The 15,003-nt window shown below is 58.2% G+C and carries 15 protein-coding genes; 5 read left to right on the forward strand and 10 right to left on the reverse strand.

The features are described from left to right. Window positions 1-96 precede the first annotated feature (96 nt). Window positions 97-798, reverse strand: coding sequence for a hydrogen peroxide-dependent heme synthase (hemQ, locus tag QP904_RS01130; RefSeq protein WP_034655844.1), 702 nt, complete (start codon window positions 796-798; stop codon window positions 97-99). Between the two features lie 213 nt (window positions 799-1,011). Between hemQ and QP904_RS01135 the strand changes: the two genes are divergently transcribed. Both QP904_RS01135 and QP904_RS01140 read left to right on the forward strand, forming a co-directional pair. Further along, window positions 1,012-1,605: a DUF3000 domain-containing protein gene (locus tag QP904_RS01135; protein ID WP_232212620.1), complete on the forward strand. Its 594-nt coding sequence runs from the start codon at window positions 1,012-1,014 to the stop codon at window positions 1,603-1,605. 1 nt (window position 1,606) lies between these two features. Then, window positions 1,607-2,851, forward strand: coding sequence for an HRDC domain-containing protein (locus QP904_RS01140; protein WP_200288993.1), 1,245 nt, complete (start codon window positions 1,607-1,609; stop codon window positions 2,849-2,851). Between the two features lie 21 nt (window positions 2,852-2,872). Here the strand turns inward: QP904_RS01140 and dxs are convergent, their stop codons facing one another. The 5 genes from dxs to dut form a co-directional block, all read right to left on the reverse strand. After that, the gene (gene dxs / locus QP904_RS01145; RefSeq protein ID WP_023021410.1) at window positions 2,873-4,798 is read right to left on the reverse strand and encodes a 1-deoxy-D-xylulose-5-phosphate synthase; all 1,926 of its coding nucleotides are present in this window, start codon (window positions 4,796-4,798) and stop codon (window positions 2,873-2,875) included. 128 nt (window positions 4,799-4,926) lie between these two features. Beyond that, entirely contained in the window at window positions 4,927-6,150 is a 1,224-nt protein-coding gene (locus QP904_RS01150; RefSeq protein WP_284835384.1) for a class I SAM-dependent RNA methyltransferase, read from the reverse strand. Beyond that, window positions 6,143-6,871, reverse strand: a complete 729-nt coding sequence (locus tag QP904_RS01155) for a DUF3159 domain-containing protein (RefSeq protein ID WP_284835385.1) — start codon at window positions 6,869-6,871, stop codon at window positions 6,143-6,145. The genes QP904_RS01150 and QP904_RS01155 overlap by 8 nt, the downstream gene beginning before the upstream one ends. A gap of 17 nt (window positions 6,872-6,888) precedes the next feature. Next, entirely contained in the window at window positions 6,889-7,836 is a 948-nt protein-coding gene (locus tag QP904_RS01160; protein WP_023021407.1) for a DUF3710 domain-containing protein, read from the reverse strand. A gap of 48 nt (window positions 7,837-7,884) precedes the next feature. Then, window positions 7,885-8,358, reverse strand: a complete 474-nt coding sequence (dut, locus tag QP904_RS01165) for a dUTP diphosphatase (protein ID WP_023021406.1) — start codon at window positions 8,356-8,358, stop codon at window positions 7,885-7,887. A 64-nt stretch (window positions 8,359-8,422) separates the two neighbouring features. Between dut and QP904_RS01170 the strand changes: the two genes are divergently transcribed. Beyond that, window positions 8,423-8,959 carry a DUF3093 domain-containing protein gene (locus QP904_RS01170; RefSeq protein WP_034655386.1) on the forward strand — a complete coding sequence of 179 codons (537 nt, stop codon included), beginning with the start codon at window positions 8,423-8,425 and terminating at the stop codon, window positions 8,957-8,959. 121 nt (window positions 8,960-9,080) lie between these two features. Here QP904_RS01170 and QP904_RS01175 read toward each other — a convergent pair whose 3' ends face one another. Further along, window positions 9,081-9,371 (reverse strand): DUF4193 domain-containing protein, encoded by a 291-nt coding sequence (locus QP904_RS01175; protein WP_023021404.1) that lies wholly within the window; start codon window positions 9,369-9,371, stop codon window positions 9,081-9,083. A 112-nt stretch (window positions 9,372-9,483) separates the two neighbouring features. Further along, window positions 9,484-10,371 (reverse strand): inositol monophosphatase family protein, encoded by an 888-nt coding sequence (locus tag QP904_RS01180; RefSeq protein ID WP_284835386.1) that lies wholly within the window; start codon window positions 10,369-10,371, stop codon window positions 9,484-9,486. Between QP904_RS01180 and ppgK the strand changes: the two genes are divergently transcribed. Both ppgK and QP904_RS01190 read left to right on the forward strand, forming a co-directional pair. Continuing rightward, window positions 10,370-11,128 (forward strand): polyphosphate--glucose phosphotransferase, encoded by a 759-nt coding sequence (gene ppgK / locus QP904_RS01185; protein ID WP_023021402.1) that lies wholly within the window; start codon window positions 10,370-10,372, stop codon window positions 11,126-11,128. The two genes, QP904_RS01180 and ppgK, sit on opposite strands and share 2 nt — an antisense overlap. Window positions 11,129-11,328: 200 nt before the next feature. Further along, window positions 11,329-12,807 (forward strand): RNA polymerase sigma factor, encoded by a 1,479-nt coding sequence (locus QP904_RS01190; protein ID WP_023021401.1) that lies wholly within the window; start codon window positions 11,329-11,331, stop codon window positions 12,805-12,807. An 82-nt stretch (window positions 12,808-12,889) separates the two neighbouring features. Here the strand turns inward: QP904_RS01190 and QP904_RS01195 are convergent, their stop codons facing one another. Beyond that, entirely contained in the window at window positions 12,890-14,656 is a 1,767-nt protein-coding gene (locus tag QP904_RS01195) for a DEAD/DEAH box helicase (protein ID WP_023027865.1), read from the reverse strand. Continuing rightward, complete coding sequence (locus QP904_RS01200) at window positions 14,653-14,937, reverse strand: DUF3039 domain-containing protein (protein WP_049361236.1); 285 nt, start codon at window positions 14,935-14,937, stop codon at window positions 14,653-14,655. Before QP904_RS01200 ends, QP904_RS01195 begins: the two co-directional genes overlap by 4 nt. Between the last annotated feature and the right edge of the window lie 66 nt (window positions 14,938-15,003).

The raw sequence follows: 15,003 nt of genomic DNA on the forward strand, positions 1-15,003 counted from the left end.
ACAACTTACGCCCCGTCAGCAGCCTGGCTGCCAGGCTAGTGAAGGGGCGCAGCCCGGGACGTCGCCAAGCAGGGCTTTTGCTGGGCGACGCTTCTTTTAGGGCAGTACTGCAATGAGTTCTGCTACGTCCTTGACGCGACGGCCGGTGTGGAAAGGAATTTCCTCGCGCACGTGGTGACGGGCTTCGGTATAGCGCATCAGGTACATCAGGTCGACGATACGGTGGAGCTCATCCGCCTCAAAGGCCAGAATCCACTCGTAGTCACCCAACGCAAAAGCCGGTACGGTATTAGCTCGCACATCAGGATAATCACGCGCTTGCATGCCGTGCTCCATAAGGATGCGGCGGCGCTTTTCCTCGTCCATGGTGTACCAGTCATAGGAGCGCACGAAGGGATAGACCGAGATCCACTCCTTTGGCTCCTCGCCCATGATGAAAGACGGCAGGTGCGACTTATTAAACTCCGCTGGACGGTGCAAAGCGTTGCCTACCCAGGTCACTTCGCTAACCTGGCCCAAGGTGGTCTCGCGGCGAAAGTCCCCAAAGACCTTCTGCAGGTCAGAGAATTCCTCGGCGTGCCACCAGATCATAAAATCAGCAGAATCGCGCATAGCCGTGAGGTCATAGATACCGCGCACCGTCACTTTGCCAGCCTCTTCAACGTCGGCGAAGAACTTCTGCGCTTGGGCGATGATTTCCGCTCGCTCGGTGCCGAGCGCCCCCGGGATCACCTTAAAAACTGCGTGCTGGGAATATTGCTGAACCGCATTGAGTTCCTTGTAGTCTAGCTTCGCCATTGCGTTCTCCTTTGCCAAAGCCTCTGGGTAATCGGACATATCCATCATAAGTTGGATATGAAACCTTGTCACTTCCCCCGCCGCGGGGATGCCGACACGCTCTCGCATCGGCGCGCCTCCCCCAGCTAGAGGCTGGGAAACTATAGCTTGAACGTCGTGAGCAATTCCGAATCGACCACCCCACGCAGCGCCGAGGCTTCCGCCCCCACTCCTTTGCACAGGCAGGCGGAAAGCCACGAACCAGCTACCCCCGCCGCATTCACCCAAGCAGTGGAGTCAATGCACGCGGCCGACCTGCGCCCCGAGATAACCCTGGGCTCCATTCGCCCACCGCAGCGCCTTGCGCCGTTTAGCCACGCTATCGGCCTCGAGGTGGGAGGCGAAGACAACCCAGACATCGTGCCCACTGATGCGGAAGGCGATGCATTTGGCCGCCTTATCTTGCTCCACGATCCGGGTGCTGAGGAAGCCTGGGAGGGCGCTATGCGCCTTGTGGCGTATATTCAGGCCGATATGGATGATGCCGTAGCAGGAGATCCGCTCTTGCCCGATGTGGCTTGGCAGTGGCTCAATGAAGGCTTAGAAGAGGAAGGCGCCGACCACACCAACTTGGGTGGCACCGTCACCTCTACCGCGTCCGTTCGATTTGGGGAGATTGGTGGCCCACCGCGCGCCTATCAAATCGAAATGCGTGCTTCGTGGACCGCTGAAGGCCTCGATCTGGCGCCTCACGTGCAGGCTTTTGCAAAGGTATTGGCTAACGTTGCCGGCCTCCCTCCTGAGGGCGTTACCAAGCTCGGCCACTAGAATGCCAGAATTGCGCAGCCGGCCGGTAGAGGGCATCCCGGCGGTCCTTGCTACCCGGGATGGATTCACCGCTGCCGCCGCACGCCTAGCTGCAGGTACGGGCCCGTTTGCCATCGATACTGAACGCGCCTCTGGTTATCGCTACGATGACCGCGCCTTCGTAGTTCAAATTCGCCGCCGCGGCGCAGGCACCATGCTTTTTGCCCCTGAAGGCCATCGCGCGGAGCTCACCGCTGCCCTCGCCCCAGTACTCAACGGGGCGGAATGGATAATTCATGCCGCGCATTCGGATTTGCCCTGCCTAGGGTGGCTTGGGCTATTCCCCGGCTCCATCTTTGATACCGAGCTAGCGGCGCGGCTCGCTGGTTTCGACCGCCCGAATCTGGGCACAATGGTTGCAGAGCTTTTTGATATCGAATTAGAAAAAGGCTACGGCGACGCTGACTGGTCAACCCCGCAGCTCAGCGAGGAACTCAAGGCCTATGCCGCACTAGATGTGGAGCTGCTCCTCGAGCTAGCCGATTCACTACGCGATATCTTGGCCGAACAAGACAAAATGGATTGGGCGCTAGAGGAATTTTCCTCCATTGTCCGCGAGCATGCCGGTGATACTCACCCGCAGCCACCTACTTGGCGCGACCTAAAGGGAGTCTCCAACCTGCGCAACGGCAGCCAGCTTGCCGCCGCTCGAGCGCTATGGCTCAAACGGGACGCAATAGCTCGGCGCACCGATACTGCACCCGGCCGGGTTTTAGCGAATAAGACGCTGGTAGAAATTGCGCGCGCTCTCCCCACCTCTGGTAGCGATTTGGCCCGCATCAAGGGTTTTCCCCGCCGGCGCAAGGGGGCCACCGCCCGCTGGATGGCGGTGCTAAACCAGGCGCGCGCCATTCCCCCGCACCAGCGGCCTCGCGTGCACCGTACCCCGCATCCGGTCCCTTCCAAGACCATCTGGACCAAGGACTACCCTGATCTCTGGGAGATATATCAAACTATTCGCGCCGACATCGCGGAACTAGGCGATGATCTTGGAATGTCCTCCGAGCTTATTATCCGCCCCGCCACCGTGCGCGCCGCAGTATGGGCGAAGGTAGGGGTACGTGCTGATAAACGCCACCGCGGACCTGATTCTGTTGCCGGTTCCATCCGCCAGCCAGACGACGTCGCTGCGTTTCTCCGCGGGGAAGGCGCGCGCGAATGGCAAATAGAATTGACCGCCCCGCTTATCGTGGACGGTCTTTTCTAGAAGATATTTATCAGGACAGGCCTAGCCTTCATTTCCCAGCTCATTGGCATCAGCAGTGAAGTTTTCTACCCACTCGCTAATCGAGGCCGCCATAAGTTCAGGGGTAAGCCCGAATTCCTCTAGGACCTCGCCGCGCGAGCCGTGCTTAGGAAAGTATCCCGGAACGCCAAGTCGGCGCACAGGGGTATTTACCTCGGCTGCGCTGAGGGCTTCAGAAATCATGGAGCCAATACCGCCGCGTACAAGGCCGTCTTCTGCCGTAACCACCAGATCGTGGTCAGCGGCGAGTGCCACAATAGAACTTGGAACCGGCACAACCCAACGCGGGTCAACGACGGTTACGTTAACGCCTTGCTCTCCGAGCAGCTTCGCTGCCTCGATGCTGCGCGCGGACATGGCACCGATAGAGACGATAAGCACCTCTGGGGTGTCCTCGCCAGCGTCGGCTTCGCCGTAGTGGAGGATGTCGACGCCATCCCCCAAGGTTTCTACCGCATCCATATCCGGCAGCAGGTTGCCTTTAGGGAAACGAACTACGGAGGGGCCGGATTCGATTTCTAGCGACTCCCGTAAGAGCTCCCGCAGGCGCGCGCCATCGCGCGGGGCGGCAATGTGTATGCCCGGTACGATGCTCATCAGCGCCATATCCCACACACCATTGTGCGATGCTCCATCGGAACCGGTAACCCCGGACCGGTCGAGCACGATGGTTACTGGCAGCTTCAGCAGCGCAATATCCATAATGACCTGATCCACGGCTCGATTTAAAAAGGTGGAATATACCGCCACGACCGGGTGCATACCCCCGAGCGCAAGACCAGAGGCGGAGGTCATCGCGTGCTGCTCTGCGATTCCCACGTCAAAGAAGCGTTCAGGAAAGCGCTCTTGGAACGGCGTGAGCCCAGTCGGCCCTGCCATGGCAGCGGTAATGGCCACAATGTCTTCGCGTTTTTCAGCAGCGGCTACAAGCTCTTCTGAAAAAGCTGCGGTCCAGCCAGGCTGCTTAGTTCCTTTTGCCACACCGGTGACCGGATCAATAGCACCGGTTGAGTGCATCTGATCCTTTGGCTCATTGACGGCTGGGGCAAACCCATGGCCCTTTTCAGTAACCACATGCACAATGATGGGTCCGTCATAATCGCGGGCATAGGTCAGGGCATGCACCAAGCTATCGATATCGTGCCCGTTAATGGGACCGATGTACTTCATGCCTAGTTCCGGGAACATCTCGGTTGGCAAGACCGTAGACTTGACGCCTTCTTTCATGGCATGCAGGGCATCGAAGGCCCGCTCGCCTACCCAACCCATTTGTTTCAGGCGGCGCTTGCCCTGCTCCATAAGTTCGTCATAGCCGTGCTGAGAGCGGATACGACCAAGATTTTCCGAGAGGCCACCGATGGTGGGCGAATAGCTGCGGCCATTGTCATTGACCACAATCACCGCATTGCGGTCCTTGTCCTCGGAGATATTGTTGAGTGCCTCCCAGCACATACCGCCGGTCAGGGCGCCATCACCAACGACGCCGATAACGTTGCGGTGACCATCGCCGCGGATTTTAAAGGCCTTTGACAAGCCATCCACCGTAGACAGCGAGGCCGAAGCGTGCGAGGACTCGGTCCAGTCATGCTCGGACTCGCCGCGGTCCGTGTACCCCGAAAGACCATCTTTTTGCCGCAAGGTATCGAATTGATCGGTGCGACCGGTAAGCATTTTATGCACATAAGACTGGTGCGAGGTATCAAAAATAATGGGCTCGCGCGGGGAATCAAATACGCGGTGCAACGCTATGGTCAGTTCCACCACGCCCAAGTTGGGACCCAAATGTCCGCCTGTGACGGAAACCTTATCAATGAGACGCTGCCGAATCTCTGCCGCAAGCTCTTCAAGCTTGTCTGCGGACAGTGCCTTGAGATCCTGCGGCGAGTTAATGGTATCCAAGATAGTCATGGAGCGGCCTTCAACTCCTTCTGTGCTTAGTTCTTCTTTTCTACCGTACCCGCGGCGGGCGGTGAATATTATATTCCGGCTAGGGCGCGGCACCGTACCCGGCCGCGCCTGGGCACCTATGCGGCGCATTAGGCAGGGGTAATGAGCGCAATCGTTTCGAAGTGATGCGTTCCGGGAAACGCGTTAATGAGCGCCATTTTTTCAATCCCGTACCCGTGTTCGTCCCAGTAATGCAGATCGTGAGCAAAGGTGGCTGGGTCACATCCCACGTGCACGACCGCTTGGGGTGCAGCGGCCGCCACGGAACGAATCACGTCTTTGCCTGCGCCGGTGCGTGGGGGATCGAGGACTACAGCGCCTGGTTTAGGTAACTGCGCAGCAACCTGCTCCACCTTCGCGGATTTTAGTTCCACATCGCAGTCCGCCAGGCAGGGCTGCTCCGCTGCCGTTGCCGCTGGCGAATAATCCACGGAGATGACCTTGCCCTGCACGGCTGCTGCCAGTGCTGGAACGAAAAGCCCAACGCCGCCATAAAGATCCCAGGCGGTACGTTCCTGGTACTCACGTTGACCGAGCCACTCAGTTACCAGCTGGGTATACGCTGCCGGCGCCTGACTATGGGCTTGCCAAAAGGCAGTGGCGGGGAAGCTAAACGTCCTACTACCCACATGTTCTTGCACTTGGCCGCTGCCTTCTACCACCTCACGGATGGTCTCTACGCGGCGTCCGCGCGGGGCTTTGCGGGTTTCTACTACATGGCGGTCTCCCGCGCCATCGACAACAGCAATGACCTCTGCACCTGGGGTAAAACGACGTGCGCCTTCTCCGACGAGGCCGTCTGCCAATCCCGGAGCCAGCTGCGTACAGGCGGCTGCCGTAACGAGCTCATTGGACCGACGCTCACGGGTTCCAGCACGCCCTTGCTTGTCGACGCCCCACCGAACCCGAGTGCGCCAGCCCCTCACCGGCTCTAGGGTGTGTTGTTCAATGTCTAGGCCCGCACTGGTTTTAACGCCAGTGCGGCGCAGCTGCTCCGCTAAGATTTCTGCCTTAATCCCAGTTTCGGCCGCAGGATCTAGCTCTGCAAAATCGCAGCAGCCTGCCCCTTGTTCCGCAGCTGGGCACGACGATGGCACGCGCAGCGCACCCGGGGTCACTACACTGTCCAGGTCCGCCTTAATGAACGACTTCTTGACTCGGCCGGCCTTAGCCTTAACGACGTCTCCTGGAAATGCGCGTGGAACAAATACAACTCGCCCATCAGGCGCCTGGCCGATTCCTTCCCCGCCGTGTGCCATGCGGTCAATTCTCACCTCAAGAATATCGCCCCGGCTAATCGTAGGTTCAGTCATTTTCTACCTCGGCCTCTTGTAGTGGTTCTGGTTGTGCCTGCGTACGCTCACCCGCGCCTGTAGCTTCCTCCACAGCTGTGTCCGCGCGCCGCACCATCCACACGGTAAGCGCCGTTACCAGAAGGGTCAGGGGCCATCCCATTAGGATTCTGGTCACTCCCAATGCTGTAGTTGCATCGGCATCATAGATGGCGCGCTGGACAATAAAACGGGCGAGAAAGATTACCGCCCACCCACCGGTAGCTATGGCATAGGCCCGGCGCGCTGGGGTAATCTTCTGCCACTGCATTTCCTCGCCGTTAATCCCCTTCCAGATAACGCCCACCGCGGGCCACCGGAATAGGATCGAGAGTACGGCGGCAATGCATAGCGCCAACGACATCCAGATACCGTACAAGAAATACCCTTTGGCATCACCGGTAAACCAGGCGATTGCCGCACACAGAGCGACGCCCAAAAGCCCCGATATGGCTGGCTGAAGGGTCTCTTTGCGAAGCACCCTCCAGATAGCGATAGCAACGGCTACACCAAGCGCCGCTCCGAGGGCTGGGCCCAGCCCAAAAAAGTTATTGACTGGAATCAGCACAAGGACCGGCAAGGTAGCGGAAACGAGCCCGGATAGCCCACCCATTTGTTCCAATAGGGTGGGTTCGGCTTGAGACTCATTAGCGTCAAGGTTCTTTGCGTCCTGGGAGGACTGCTGCGAGGAAGAATGTGTCACGTGGTTTACTGCTTTGCCTAGTCTTTGGAAGTAGGTGCAGAACCCTCATCGGGGTCCTGCGGGGACGATCCATTCTCCCCCTCCTGTGGGGTGCCGCCCAAATCGCGCAAGTGCTGTTCCGCCTCTGCTTCTGCTGCAGGGTCTGGACCGCCAACGCCGTTTTCTGGGTGGTTCTGGGCATTAGCGGCTGCCTGCTGCTCCTGCTGGCGCTGGTCCATGGCCTGCTTGACTTGCTCTACGAGCTGCTCGGGCATGATGACCGGCAAAGCGTTTCCGGCCAAGATGGGGTCTTCTCCACGGTAGACAAAGGTGCGCGCGGCTACCTCGCGGGCCATTTCTGCCAGGTCAGCTTCCATTCCTGCCGGTGCCGCCAGCGTCATGCGCAGCATCCACCGTGGGCCATCTGCACCGATGACGCGAACCTGGCCATTGTCGTTTTTACCCACGACCTCAGCACCCCACGGGCCTGGCTCGGTAGTAACGGTGAGACCGTCGCGGCTCATGCCTTCCCTGATCTCCTCGACGGATTCTGCCCACTGGCCCGGCTTGCGTGGGGCGGCAAAGGCTACGGGGGTAATTCGGCCCACCTTGGTTACGATGTGCAGCATTCGCGGGCCTTGCTCGCCCATTTCTACTTGTACCTGGGACTCCTTTGGCAGTGGGATGCGCAGAGAGCCCAAATCTAAAATGCCGATGGAAAAGTCGCTGAAATCGAAAGTTTCGATATCTACGGAGTCACCATCAAAGGGGCCGGTCTGACCGTTGATAGCGTCATGGGCAAATTCGCGTGGTTCATTGCCAGAAGCTACCGCAGCATCGGCTGCGGTATCTTCTACCGGAGCATATGATTCCTGGGCATCTTTATCCACGGACTCGGGGCCCGCCGGCTTTTCGCCCTTTGCTGCAGGCTGTGCCTGCTCCTTCTTCGCATCCTCGTTCTTCTTGCCAAAGGGCCAGATTCCCATGGTTGCTACATCCTTTCTAGAAGTTTCGTTAAGTCTCTATTGCTTTAGCTACACGCCGGTAGAGCCATAGCCACCGGCTCCCCGGTCCGTGTCCTCCAATTCTTCGACCTCAGCAAATCCCACTAGCTCAACGCGCTGGACCACGAGCTGAGCGATACGCATTCCGCGTTCGATTTCGATAGGGGTATGCCGGTCATGGTTGATAAGGCAGACTTTGATTTCCCCGCGGTAGTCAGCATCCACTGTCCCCGGAGTATTAACTACCGAAAGCCCTTGTTTAGCAGCCAACCCGGACCGTGGATGAATCAAACCGACTGTTCCTAGTGGCAGCGCAATTGCAATCCCGGTGCCTACAAGGGCGCGCTCGCCGGGTTGCAACGTAAGTGCTTCTGCTGCGTAGAGGTCCGCACCGGCGTCGCCGCGATGGGCGCGTTTCGGCAGCGGAAGCTCCTTGTCTAGACGCTTGACTTTAATATCGCCGAAAGGGCTTTCTGGCTGAGAATATGGAAACGAGTCAGTCACCTGGCCAATCCTACCTGCCTTAGCAGGTTCATTCTGTGGTGCGTGTGGACTAGACTAGCTAGACGTGTCTGATACATCTGCTTCTTCCGCAACTCCGGCACCGTCGAGCTCCGCTTCTGCACAGGGCACGATGGCCCCTCAGGTGCTCTACCGCGAACGCCAATGGGTGCCTTGGTACTTTTGGCTTTTTGCCGCCGGCATCGTGGCACTTACTTCTGCTACCGCCGGGCTAAACCGCTCCATGTGGTGGACCATTATTCCTGCAATACTCCTTGGCGCCATCGCCGTGTGGGTACTTATTACGTGGTCCAATACGGTCATCGTGGTAGAGCGTGACCCAGACGGAACGCGTTGGCTCTCAGTCAAAGACGCCCAACTACCCAACGACGTGGTCTCGCGGTCTATCACGGTTCCCAAATCTGCACGGCGTAATGCGCTAGGCCCGCAATTCGATCCCGCGGCGTTCTTGGTCTCCCACGCTTGGGTGGATGAGCACGCCATGATGGTGCTCAATGATCCTGAGGACGATACCCCTTATTGGCTCATCGCTTCGAAGGACCCAGAAGCTTTACTCCATGCCTTCCTGCCGGAACAGCACTAAATTTTAAAGATTTTGTAGGCATCCTCGAACCGGCAGATTCGAGACGGCCACAACACCAAACCCCGCACTCGGCTTTAAGCAAGTTGCCGTGTGCGGGGTTTCTTTACTGCTGCGACTTCCTTTAAGCACAGTCCTTACAGATAGGCTGGCCATCCTCATCGTGGGAATAGCGCTTATTGGACTGCACTAGGAAACAAGAGCCGCAAGTAAACTCGTCTTCTTGGCGGGGAACTACCTCAACATTGAGCTCCTCACCGGTAAGGTCAACTGTTGGCGGCTGGAACGATTCGACGATTTCTCCGTCATCGTCCATGCCGTTGTTGTCGCTTTCAGCGGCTTTGAGCCCCTCTAGGGAGTCAGTTTCGAGTTCATCTTCCGCGCGCCGGCGCGGTGCGTCATAATCGGTGGCCATAATGCACGCCCCTAATGGTCAAATTGCTTTAAGGAATGGGTAATTATCGATCGCGCATAGTAAAGCACAAATGGCTAGATGTCATCTCACCGGCCGTTAGCGTGGAAAACTATTACCCCCGCAACGCGCCTGTGGCGTTGTGTGCTGCCAAAAGTTCCTCAAAGGCGGGGGCCAAATCTGCCCCCGCGGCCCAGGTAAGTTCGCCCTGAGCAGACCCCTTCTCAAAGCCTGGATGGTGCACCACCGCGCCTGCTTCGCGGGCAATAATTGCCCCGGCGGCAAAATCCCAAGCATTGATGCCGTGCTCAAAGTAGGCATCAACCGTGCCCTCAGCTACGCGACATAAATCCAGCGCGGCAGCACCGATGCGGCGAATATCTCGTACCTGGGGCAAGAGCTTGGTGAGCAGCTCGGCTTGCGCTGCTCTCCGTTGGGCATCGTATCCGAAGCCAGTGGCTACCAATGCCAACGCGGGATTTTTGGTGTGGGCGCACTGCAATGGGTGCGCCTTCCCGTCCGGGCCGGTGACCGTGGCGCCCTGACCGGCCGCGGCTGCATAAGTGCGCCCGCAGGCCACGTTGACCACCGCGCCAGCTACCAGGCGCCCCTGATATTCCGCACCGATAGAAACTGCAAAATCCGGCACCCCGTAGAGGAAATTTACGGTGCCATCAATCGGATCCACTATCCAGGTAACACCGCTGGTGGATTCCACATTGGCGCCTTCTTCCCCAAAGATTCCATCCCCTGGGCGTTGGGTACGAATGGTGGTGGCAATGAATTCCTCTGTGGCGGTGTCGACCTCAGTTACCGGATCCACATCACTGGACTTGGTGCTGGTATGCGCCGCGATGCCATCACCGGCGACAAGCTCTGCGCGCCGGGCGGCAATTAGTTCGGCCGCTCGCGTGGCGGTAGAGACGGCAAAATCCCGCAATTGGAGAAAATCGATGTGCTCAGTCATGCCAACTATTGTGCCTTCTCCTACACTGTCGGGCATGACTACTCTTTCTGGACATTCTTTTGGCGTCGATGTCGGCGGTTCGGGCATTAAGGGCGCAGAGGTGGACCTTGCCACCGGCGAATTCGTGGGCGAGCGTATGAAAATCGCCACGCCGCAGCCATCGACTCCGCACGATGTTGCCAAGGTGGTAGCCCAGATCATCCAGGAAAAGCAGTGGGAAGGCCCAGTAGGCATTACCCTGCCTTCCGTTGTCCGCAACCAAGAGGTAGAAACGGCAGCGAATATTTCCAAGGAATGGATTGGCATTAATGCTACAGAGCTATTCGCTGATTACTTGGATGCGGATTTTGCCGTGCTTAACGACGCCGACGCGGCGGGACTAGCCGAGGTTGCCTACGGAGAGGACATCGCCAAGCAGGGCTCCGTAATCTTTTTGACTCTGGGGACCGGCATTGGTTCGGCCTTCTTCTTGAATGGTCAGCTCTTTCCCAATACCGAGCTAGGGCACATGCTGGTGGGCGATGATGAAGCCGAAAGGATTGCATCTTCGGCCGTCAAGGACCGCGAAGGGCTCAAGTACAAGCACTGGGCTAAGCGGTTAAATAAGGTCCTTGCGGAGTATGAAAAGCTTTTTAACCCGCAGGCTTTCCTTATTGGGGGTGGTATCTCGCGCAAGTTTGAAAAGTGGGGCCCGCACCTTGACATTGCCACCCCCGTCATGCCTGCACAATTGCGCAATCGTGCAGGGATTGTTGGTGCCGCAATGGCGGCGGTAGAGGGCTTGAAACCATAAAATTTATGCACTGCTGGTGACCCTATCCACCGGCAGAGTAGAAAGATCCTCTATACTGGGCGGTCGATCCTAAGTTAAATAGCTCTAAGGCGTGTCTGGCCTGCATAAGGCCACAGCGCGTTAACATCACAGTGATGGACGAGCGCCCAGCTAGGGCGCACTGAGCTGTTTTAATCAAGAAGTAAGTCGAAAGGGCGTACGTGGCAGCCACTGAATCTTCAGACCAGGCACTCGGCGAGGGCGAAAACGCCGCCGGGGCATCTACTCCTGCAAAGAAGACCGCCAAGAAGACGGCAAAGAAAACCGCGAAGAAGACGGCTAAAAAGACGGCCAAGAAGACCGCTAAGAAAACAGCCAAAAAGACTGCGAAAAAGACCGCTAAGAAGTCGGCCAAGAAGACCACTAAAAAGTCTGCTAAGAAGGCCACGAAGAAGACGGTCCGCAAGTCCGCGGCGAAAAAGCAGGAATCCCCCGCTGAGTCCGAAAAGCAAGCACAGCCGGAGGTAGATGAAGAGCTCGACGAGGACGAGCACGACGAAGACGTCGACTTCGATCCCACCAATGCGGACATCGAGGAAGATGATGACTTCGCAGGCGGTGAAGACCTCGAGGACGAGGACCTCGAAGAGGACTTGGACGAAGACGATGAGGACGATGACGAAGAAGAGGACTCCTCCTCCGTCTGGGACGAGGAAGAATCCGCTGCACTGCGTCAGGCACGCAAGGATGCGCAGCTGACTGCCTCTGCTGACTCCGTTCGTGCCTACCTCAAGCAGATTGGTAAGGTGGCCCTGCTCAACGCCGAGCAAGAGGTTTCCTTGGCCAAGCGCATCGAGGCTGGTCTTTACGCACAGCACCGCATGGATGAGATGGAAAAAGCCCGCGCCGAAGGCGATAAGGCCGCTAAGCTCTCCCCCATGGAAAAGCGCGACCTGCGTAGCATCGCCCGCGATGGCCGCAAGGCCAAAAACCACCTGTTGGAGGCGAACCTGCGTCTGGTGGTTTCCTTGGCAAAGCGCTACACCGGCCGCGGCATGGCTTTCTTGGACCTCATCCAAGAAGGCAACTTGGGACTTATCCGCGCTGTGGAGAAGTTCGACTACACCAAGGGCTATAAGTTCTCTACTTACGCCACGTGGTGGATCCGCCAGGCTATTACCCGCGCCATGGCTGATCAGGCTCGTACCATCCGCATCCCGGTCCACATGGTGGAAGTCATCAACAAGCTGGGCCGTATCCAGCGCGAGTTGCTGCAGGACCTGGGCCGCGAGCCTACCCCGCAGGAGCTGGCAAAGGAGATGGATATCACCGAGGAAAAGGTGCTCGAAATCCAGCAGTACGCCCGCGAGCCCATTTCCTTGGATCAGACCATTGGCGACGAAGGCGACTCCCAGTTGGGTGACTTCATCGAGGACTCCGAAGCCGTTATTGCGGTCGACGCTGTCTCCTTCACTTTGCTGCAGGATCAGCTCCAAGACGTGCTGACCACCCTCTCCGAGCGCGAAGCCGGTGTGGTGCGCCTGCGCTTCGGCTTGACCGATGGCATGCCGCGCACTTTAGACGAAATCGGCCAAGTCTACGGCGTTACCCGCGAGCGCATTCGCCAGATCGAATCCAAGACCATGTCGAAGCTGCGCCACCCCTCTCGCTCCCAGGTATTGCGCGATTATCTCGACTAATCGTTTTACGTGGACAAGAACAAAGCCCGCACCTTTCTGGTGCGGGCTTTTGCGTAGCTGCCCTCAGGCGGTTGTGGCCAAACTACCACTTGCGCAGGTATTCGATGCGCTCGCGTAGCTGCTCAGCGTTGCACAGCGCGGTGGGCGGTCCACCGCAGGCCTTGCGGACCTCGGTGTGAATAGCACCGTGGGGGCGGCCAGAGCGTTGGGCGGCGATAGAAACCACCGTGTTGAGCTCCTTGCGCAGCTGGCCTAGCTCATCGACGACTCCGGTATCGCTTGACTCAGCTTCCACAGCCTTTTTCCGCGAGGCCGGGGCATAGTCCATGCCATAGAGCTTGCGACGGTGAGCCTCCTCGGCCTCAGCCGCGCGCCGCGCCTTTTCCTCCGCCTCGCGGCGGTCCATTTCCTCAGATTGCTTCTTGCGCAGCAGGTCCTTGACTTGTTCCGCATCGAGCAATCCGGGAATACCAAGGAAGTCGGCTTCTTCATCCGTGGTCATGTCCCCAGTGTTGAACTGAGAACCGTTATAAAGCAGGCCTGAGAACTCTGCCTCGGCACCAAGCGACTCATAAGACTTCTCCAGCATGTCCGGTTCGGTCTTCTTCTGATTCGCTTGCTCTAGCAGCTCATCGTCCCAGCCCTCCTTGTCCGGCTTTTCCTCACCCAAAACGTGATCGCGGGACTTTTCCATATTTTCGGCCAAGCCCAGCAAGACAGGCACCGAGGGAAGGAAAACGGACGCCGTCTCACCCGGCATGCGCGAGCGCACGAAACGGCCAATGGCTTGGGCGAAAAATAGTGGGGTCGATGCGGACGTCGCATACACGCCCACTGCTAGGCGCGGGACGTCCACTCCCTCGGACACCATGCGCACAGCCACCATCCACTCATCGGTGGACTCAGAAAACTCCTGAATGCGATCAGAGGAGCCGGGATCATCAGACAAAATCACCGACACCGGAGTATTGGACAGCTGTTTGAGGATCTTGGCGTACGCGCGTGCGGTCGTCGTATCCGATGCCAACACGAGGCCACCGGCATCCGGCATATTGCGCCGCATTTGCATGAGCCGGGTATGCGCTGCCTGCAGCACTGCAGGGATCCATTCGCCCTTGGGGTCCAACGCGGTGCGCCACGCACGGGCGGTTTGCTCCGCATTCATAATGTCACCCAAGCGCGCGGCATGTTCCTCGCCAGCCGAATCCCGCCAGCGGGCCTCGCCGGAGTAAGAGAGGAAAACAACGGGGCGCACGACGCCGTCGGCAAGCGCATCGCCATAGCCATAGGTATGGTCCGAGCGAGAGACCTTGTGTCCCTCCCCGTCGTCTACATACTGAACAAAGGGAATGGGCGAGTCATCGGAACGAAACGGCGTACCCGTCAGCGCCAAGCGATGGTTAACGTCATCGTAGGCCTCCTTGACACCATCACCCCAGCTCTTGGCATCACCGGCGTGGTGAATCTCATCCAGGATCACCAAAGTGCGCCGGGCAGAGGCCACCGCGCGGTGCTTGAAGGGGTGCATTCCTACCTGCGCATAGGTCACCACAATGCCATCCATCGAGGGATTGACAGCAGAAGAATTGCTAAACGCAGGATCCAACGCTAAACCTACTCGCGCGGCAGCGCTAGACCACTGGGTCTTGAGGTGTTCGGTAGGCACCACCACGATAACGCGTTCGACCGTGCGGTCTTCCATAAGCTCGGTTGCGATGCGCAGCGCGAAGGTAGTTTTGCCGGCGCCCGGAGTCGCCACCGCCATAAAATCCTGCGGCTTAGTGGCGAGGAATTTATCAAGGGCGGATTGCTGCCAAGCGCGAAGGTTAGTCTTTTTAAAAGTCCTCACTTGCGGCGCAGACCCTTATACACACGCTCACAATCGGGGCATACCGGAGAACCCGGCTTTGCCTGCTTGGTCACCGGGAAGGTCTCGCCGCATAGGGCAACGACATACTTGCCGTTGACCGCGGAATCGAGGATGTGATCCTTTTTGACGTAATGGAAGAACTTCGGCGTGTCATTATCCGTCGTCGAAGTGTCTTCACGAATATCTGGCCGTTCAATTGTCTTCGTAGTCGTAGTCACGCCCTCTATTTTGCCGCATCGGCATCGAACTTTGCGAGTCATGCGTCTACCCTTGGAGAACATGGACACCTCATGCACGCCAGCCACTGCGCCCCTTTCCCCATATCG

Source organism: Corynebacterium nasorum (assembly GCF_030229765.1).
In the GTDB taxonomy this organism is placed as follows: domain Bacteria; phylum Actinomycetota; class Actinomycetes; order Mycobacteriales; family Mycobacteriaceae; genus Corynebacterium; species Corynebacterium kefirresidentii.

Excerpts from the sequence above, each read along its gene's own strand:
- dxs (WP_023021410.1), bottom strand. The coding sequence starts at position 4,798 with ATGACTATCTTGGATACCATTAACTCGCCGCAGGATCTCAAGGCACTG.
- QP904_RS01150 (WP_284835384.1), bottom strand. The coding sequence starts at position 6,150 with ATGACTGAACCTACGATTAGCCGGGGCGATATTCTTGAGGTGAGAATT.
- QP904_RS01200 (WP_049361236.1), bottom strand. The coding sequence starts at position 14,937 with ATGACTCGCAAAGTTCGATGCCGATGCGGCAAAATAGAGGGCGTGACT.
- QP904_RS01175 (WP_023021404.1), bottom strand. The coding sequence starts at position 9,371 with ATGGCCACCGATTATGACGCACCGCGCCGGCGCGCGGAAGATGAACTC.
- hemQ (WP_034655844.1), bottom strand. The coding sequence starts at position 798 with ATGGCGAAGCTAGACTACAAGGAACTCAATGCGGTTCAGCAATATTCC.
- QP904_RS01140 (WP_200288993.1), top strand. The coding sequence starts at position 1,607 with ATGCCAGAATTGCGCAGCCGGCCGGTAGAGGGCATCCCGGCGGTCCTT.
- ppgK (WP_023021402.1), top strand. The coding sequence starts at position 10,370 with ATGACTACTCTTTCTGGACATTCTTTTGGCGTCGATGTCGGCGGTTCG.
- QP904_RS01160 (WP_023021407.1), bottom strand. The coding sequence starts at position 7,836 with ATGGGAATCTGGCCCTTTGGCAAGAAGAACGAGGATGCGAAGAAGGAG.
- QP904_RS01180 (WP_284835386.1), bottom strand. The coding sequence starts at position 10,371 with ATGCCCGACAGTGTAGGAGAAGGCACAATAGTTGGCATGACTGAGCAC.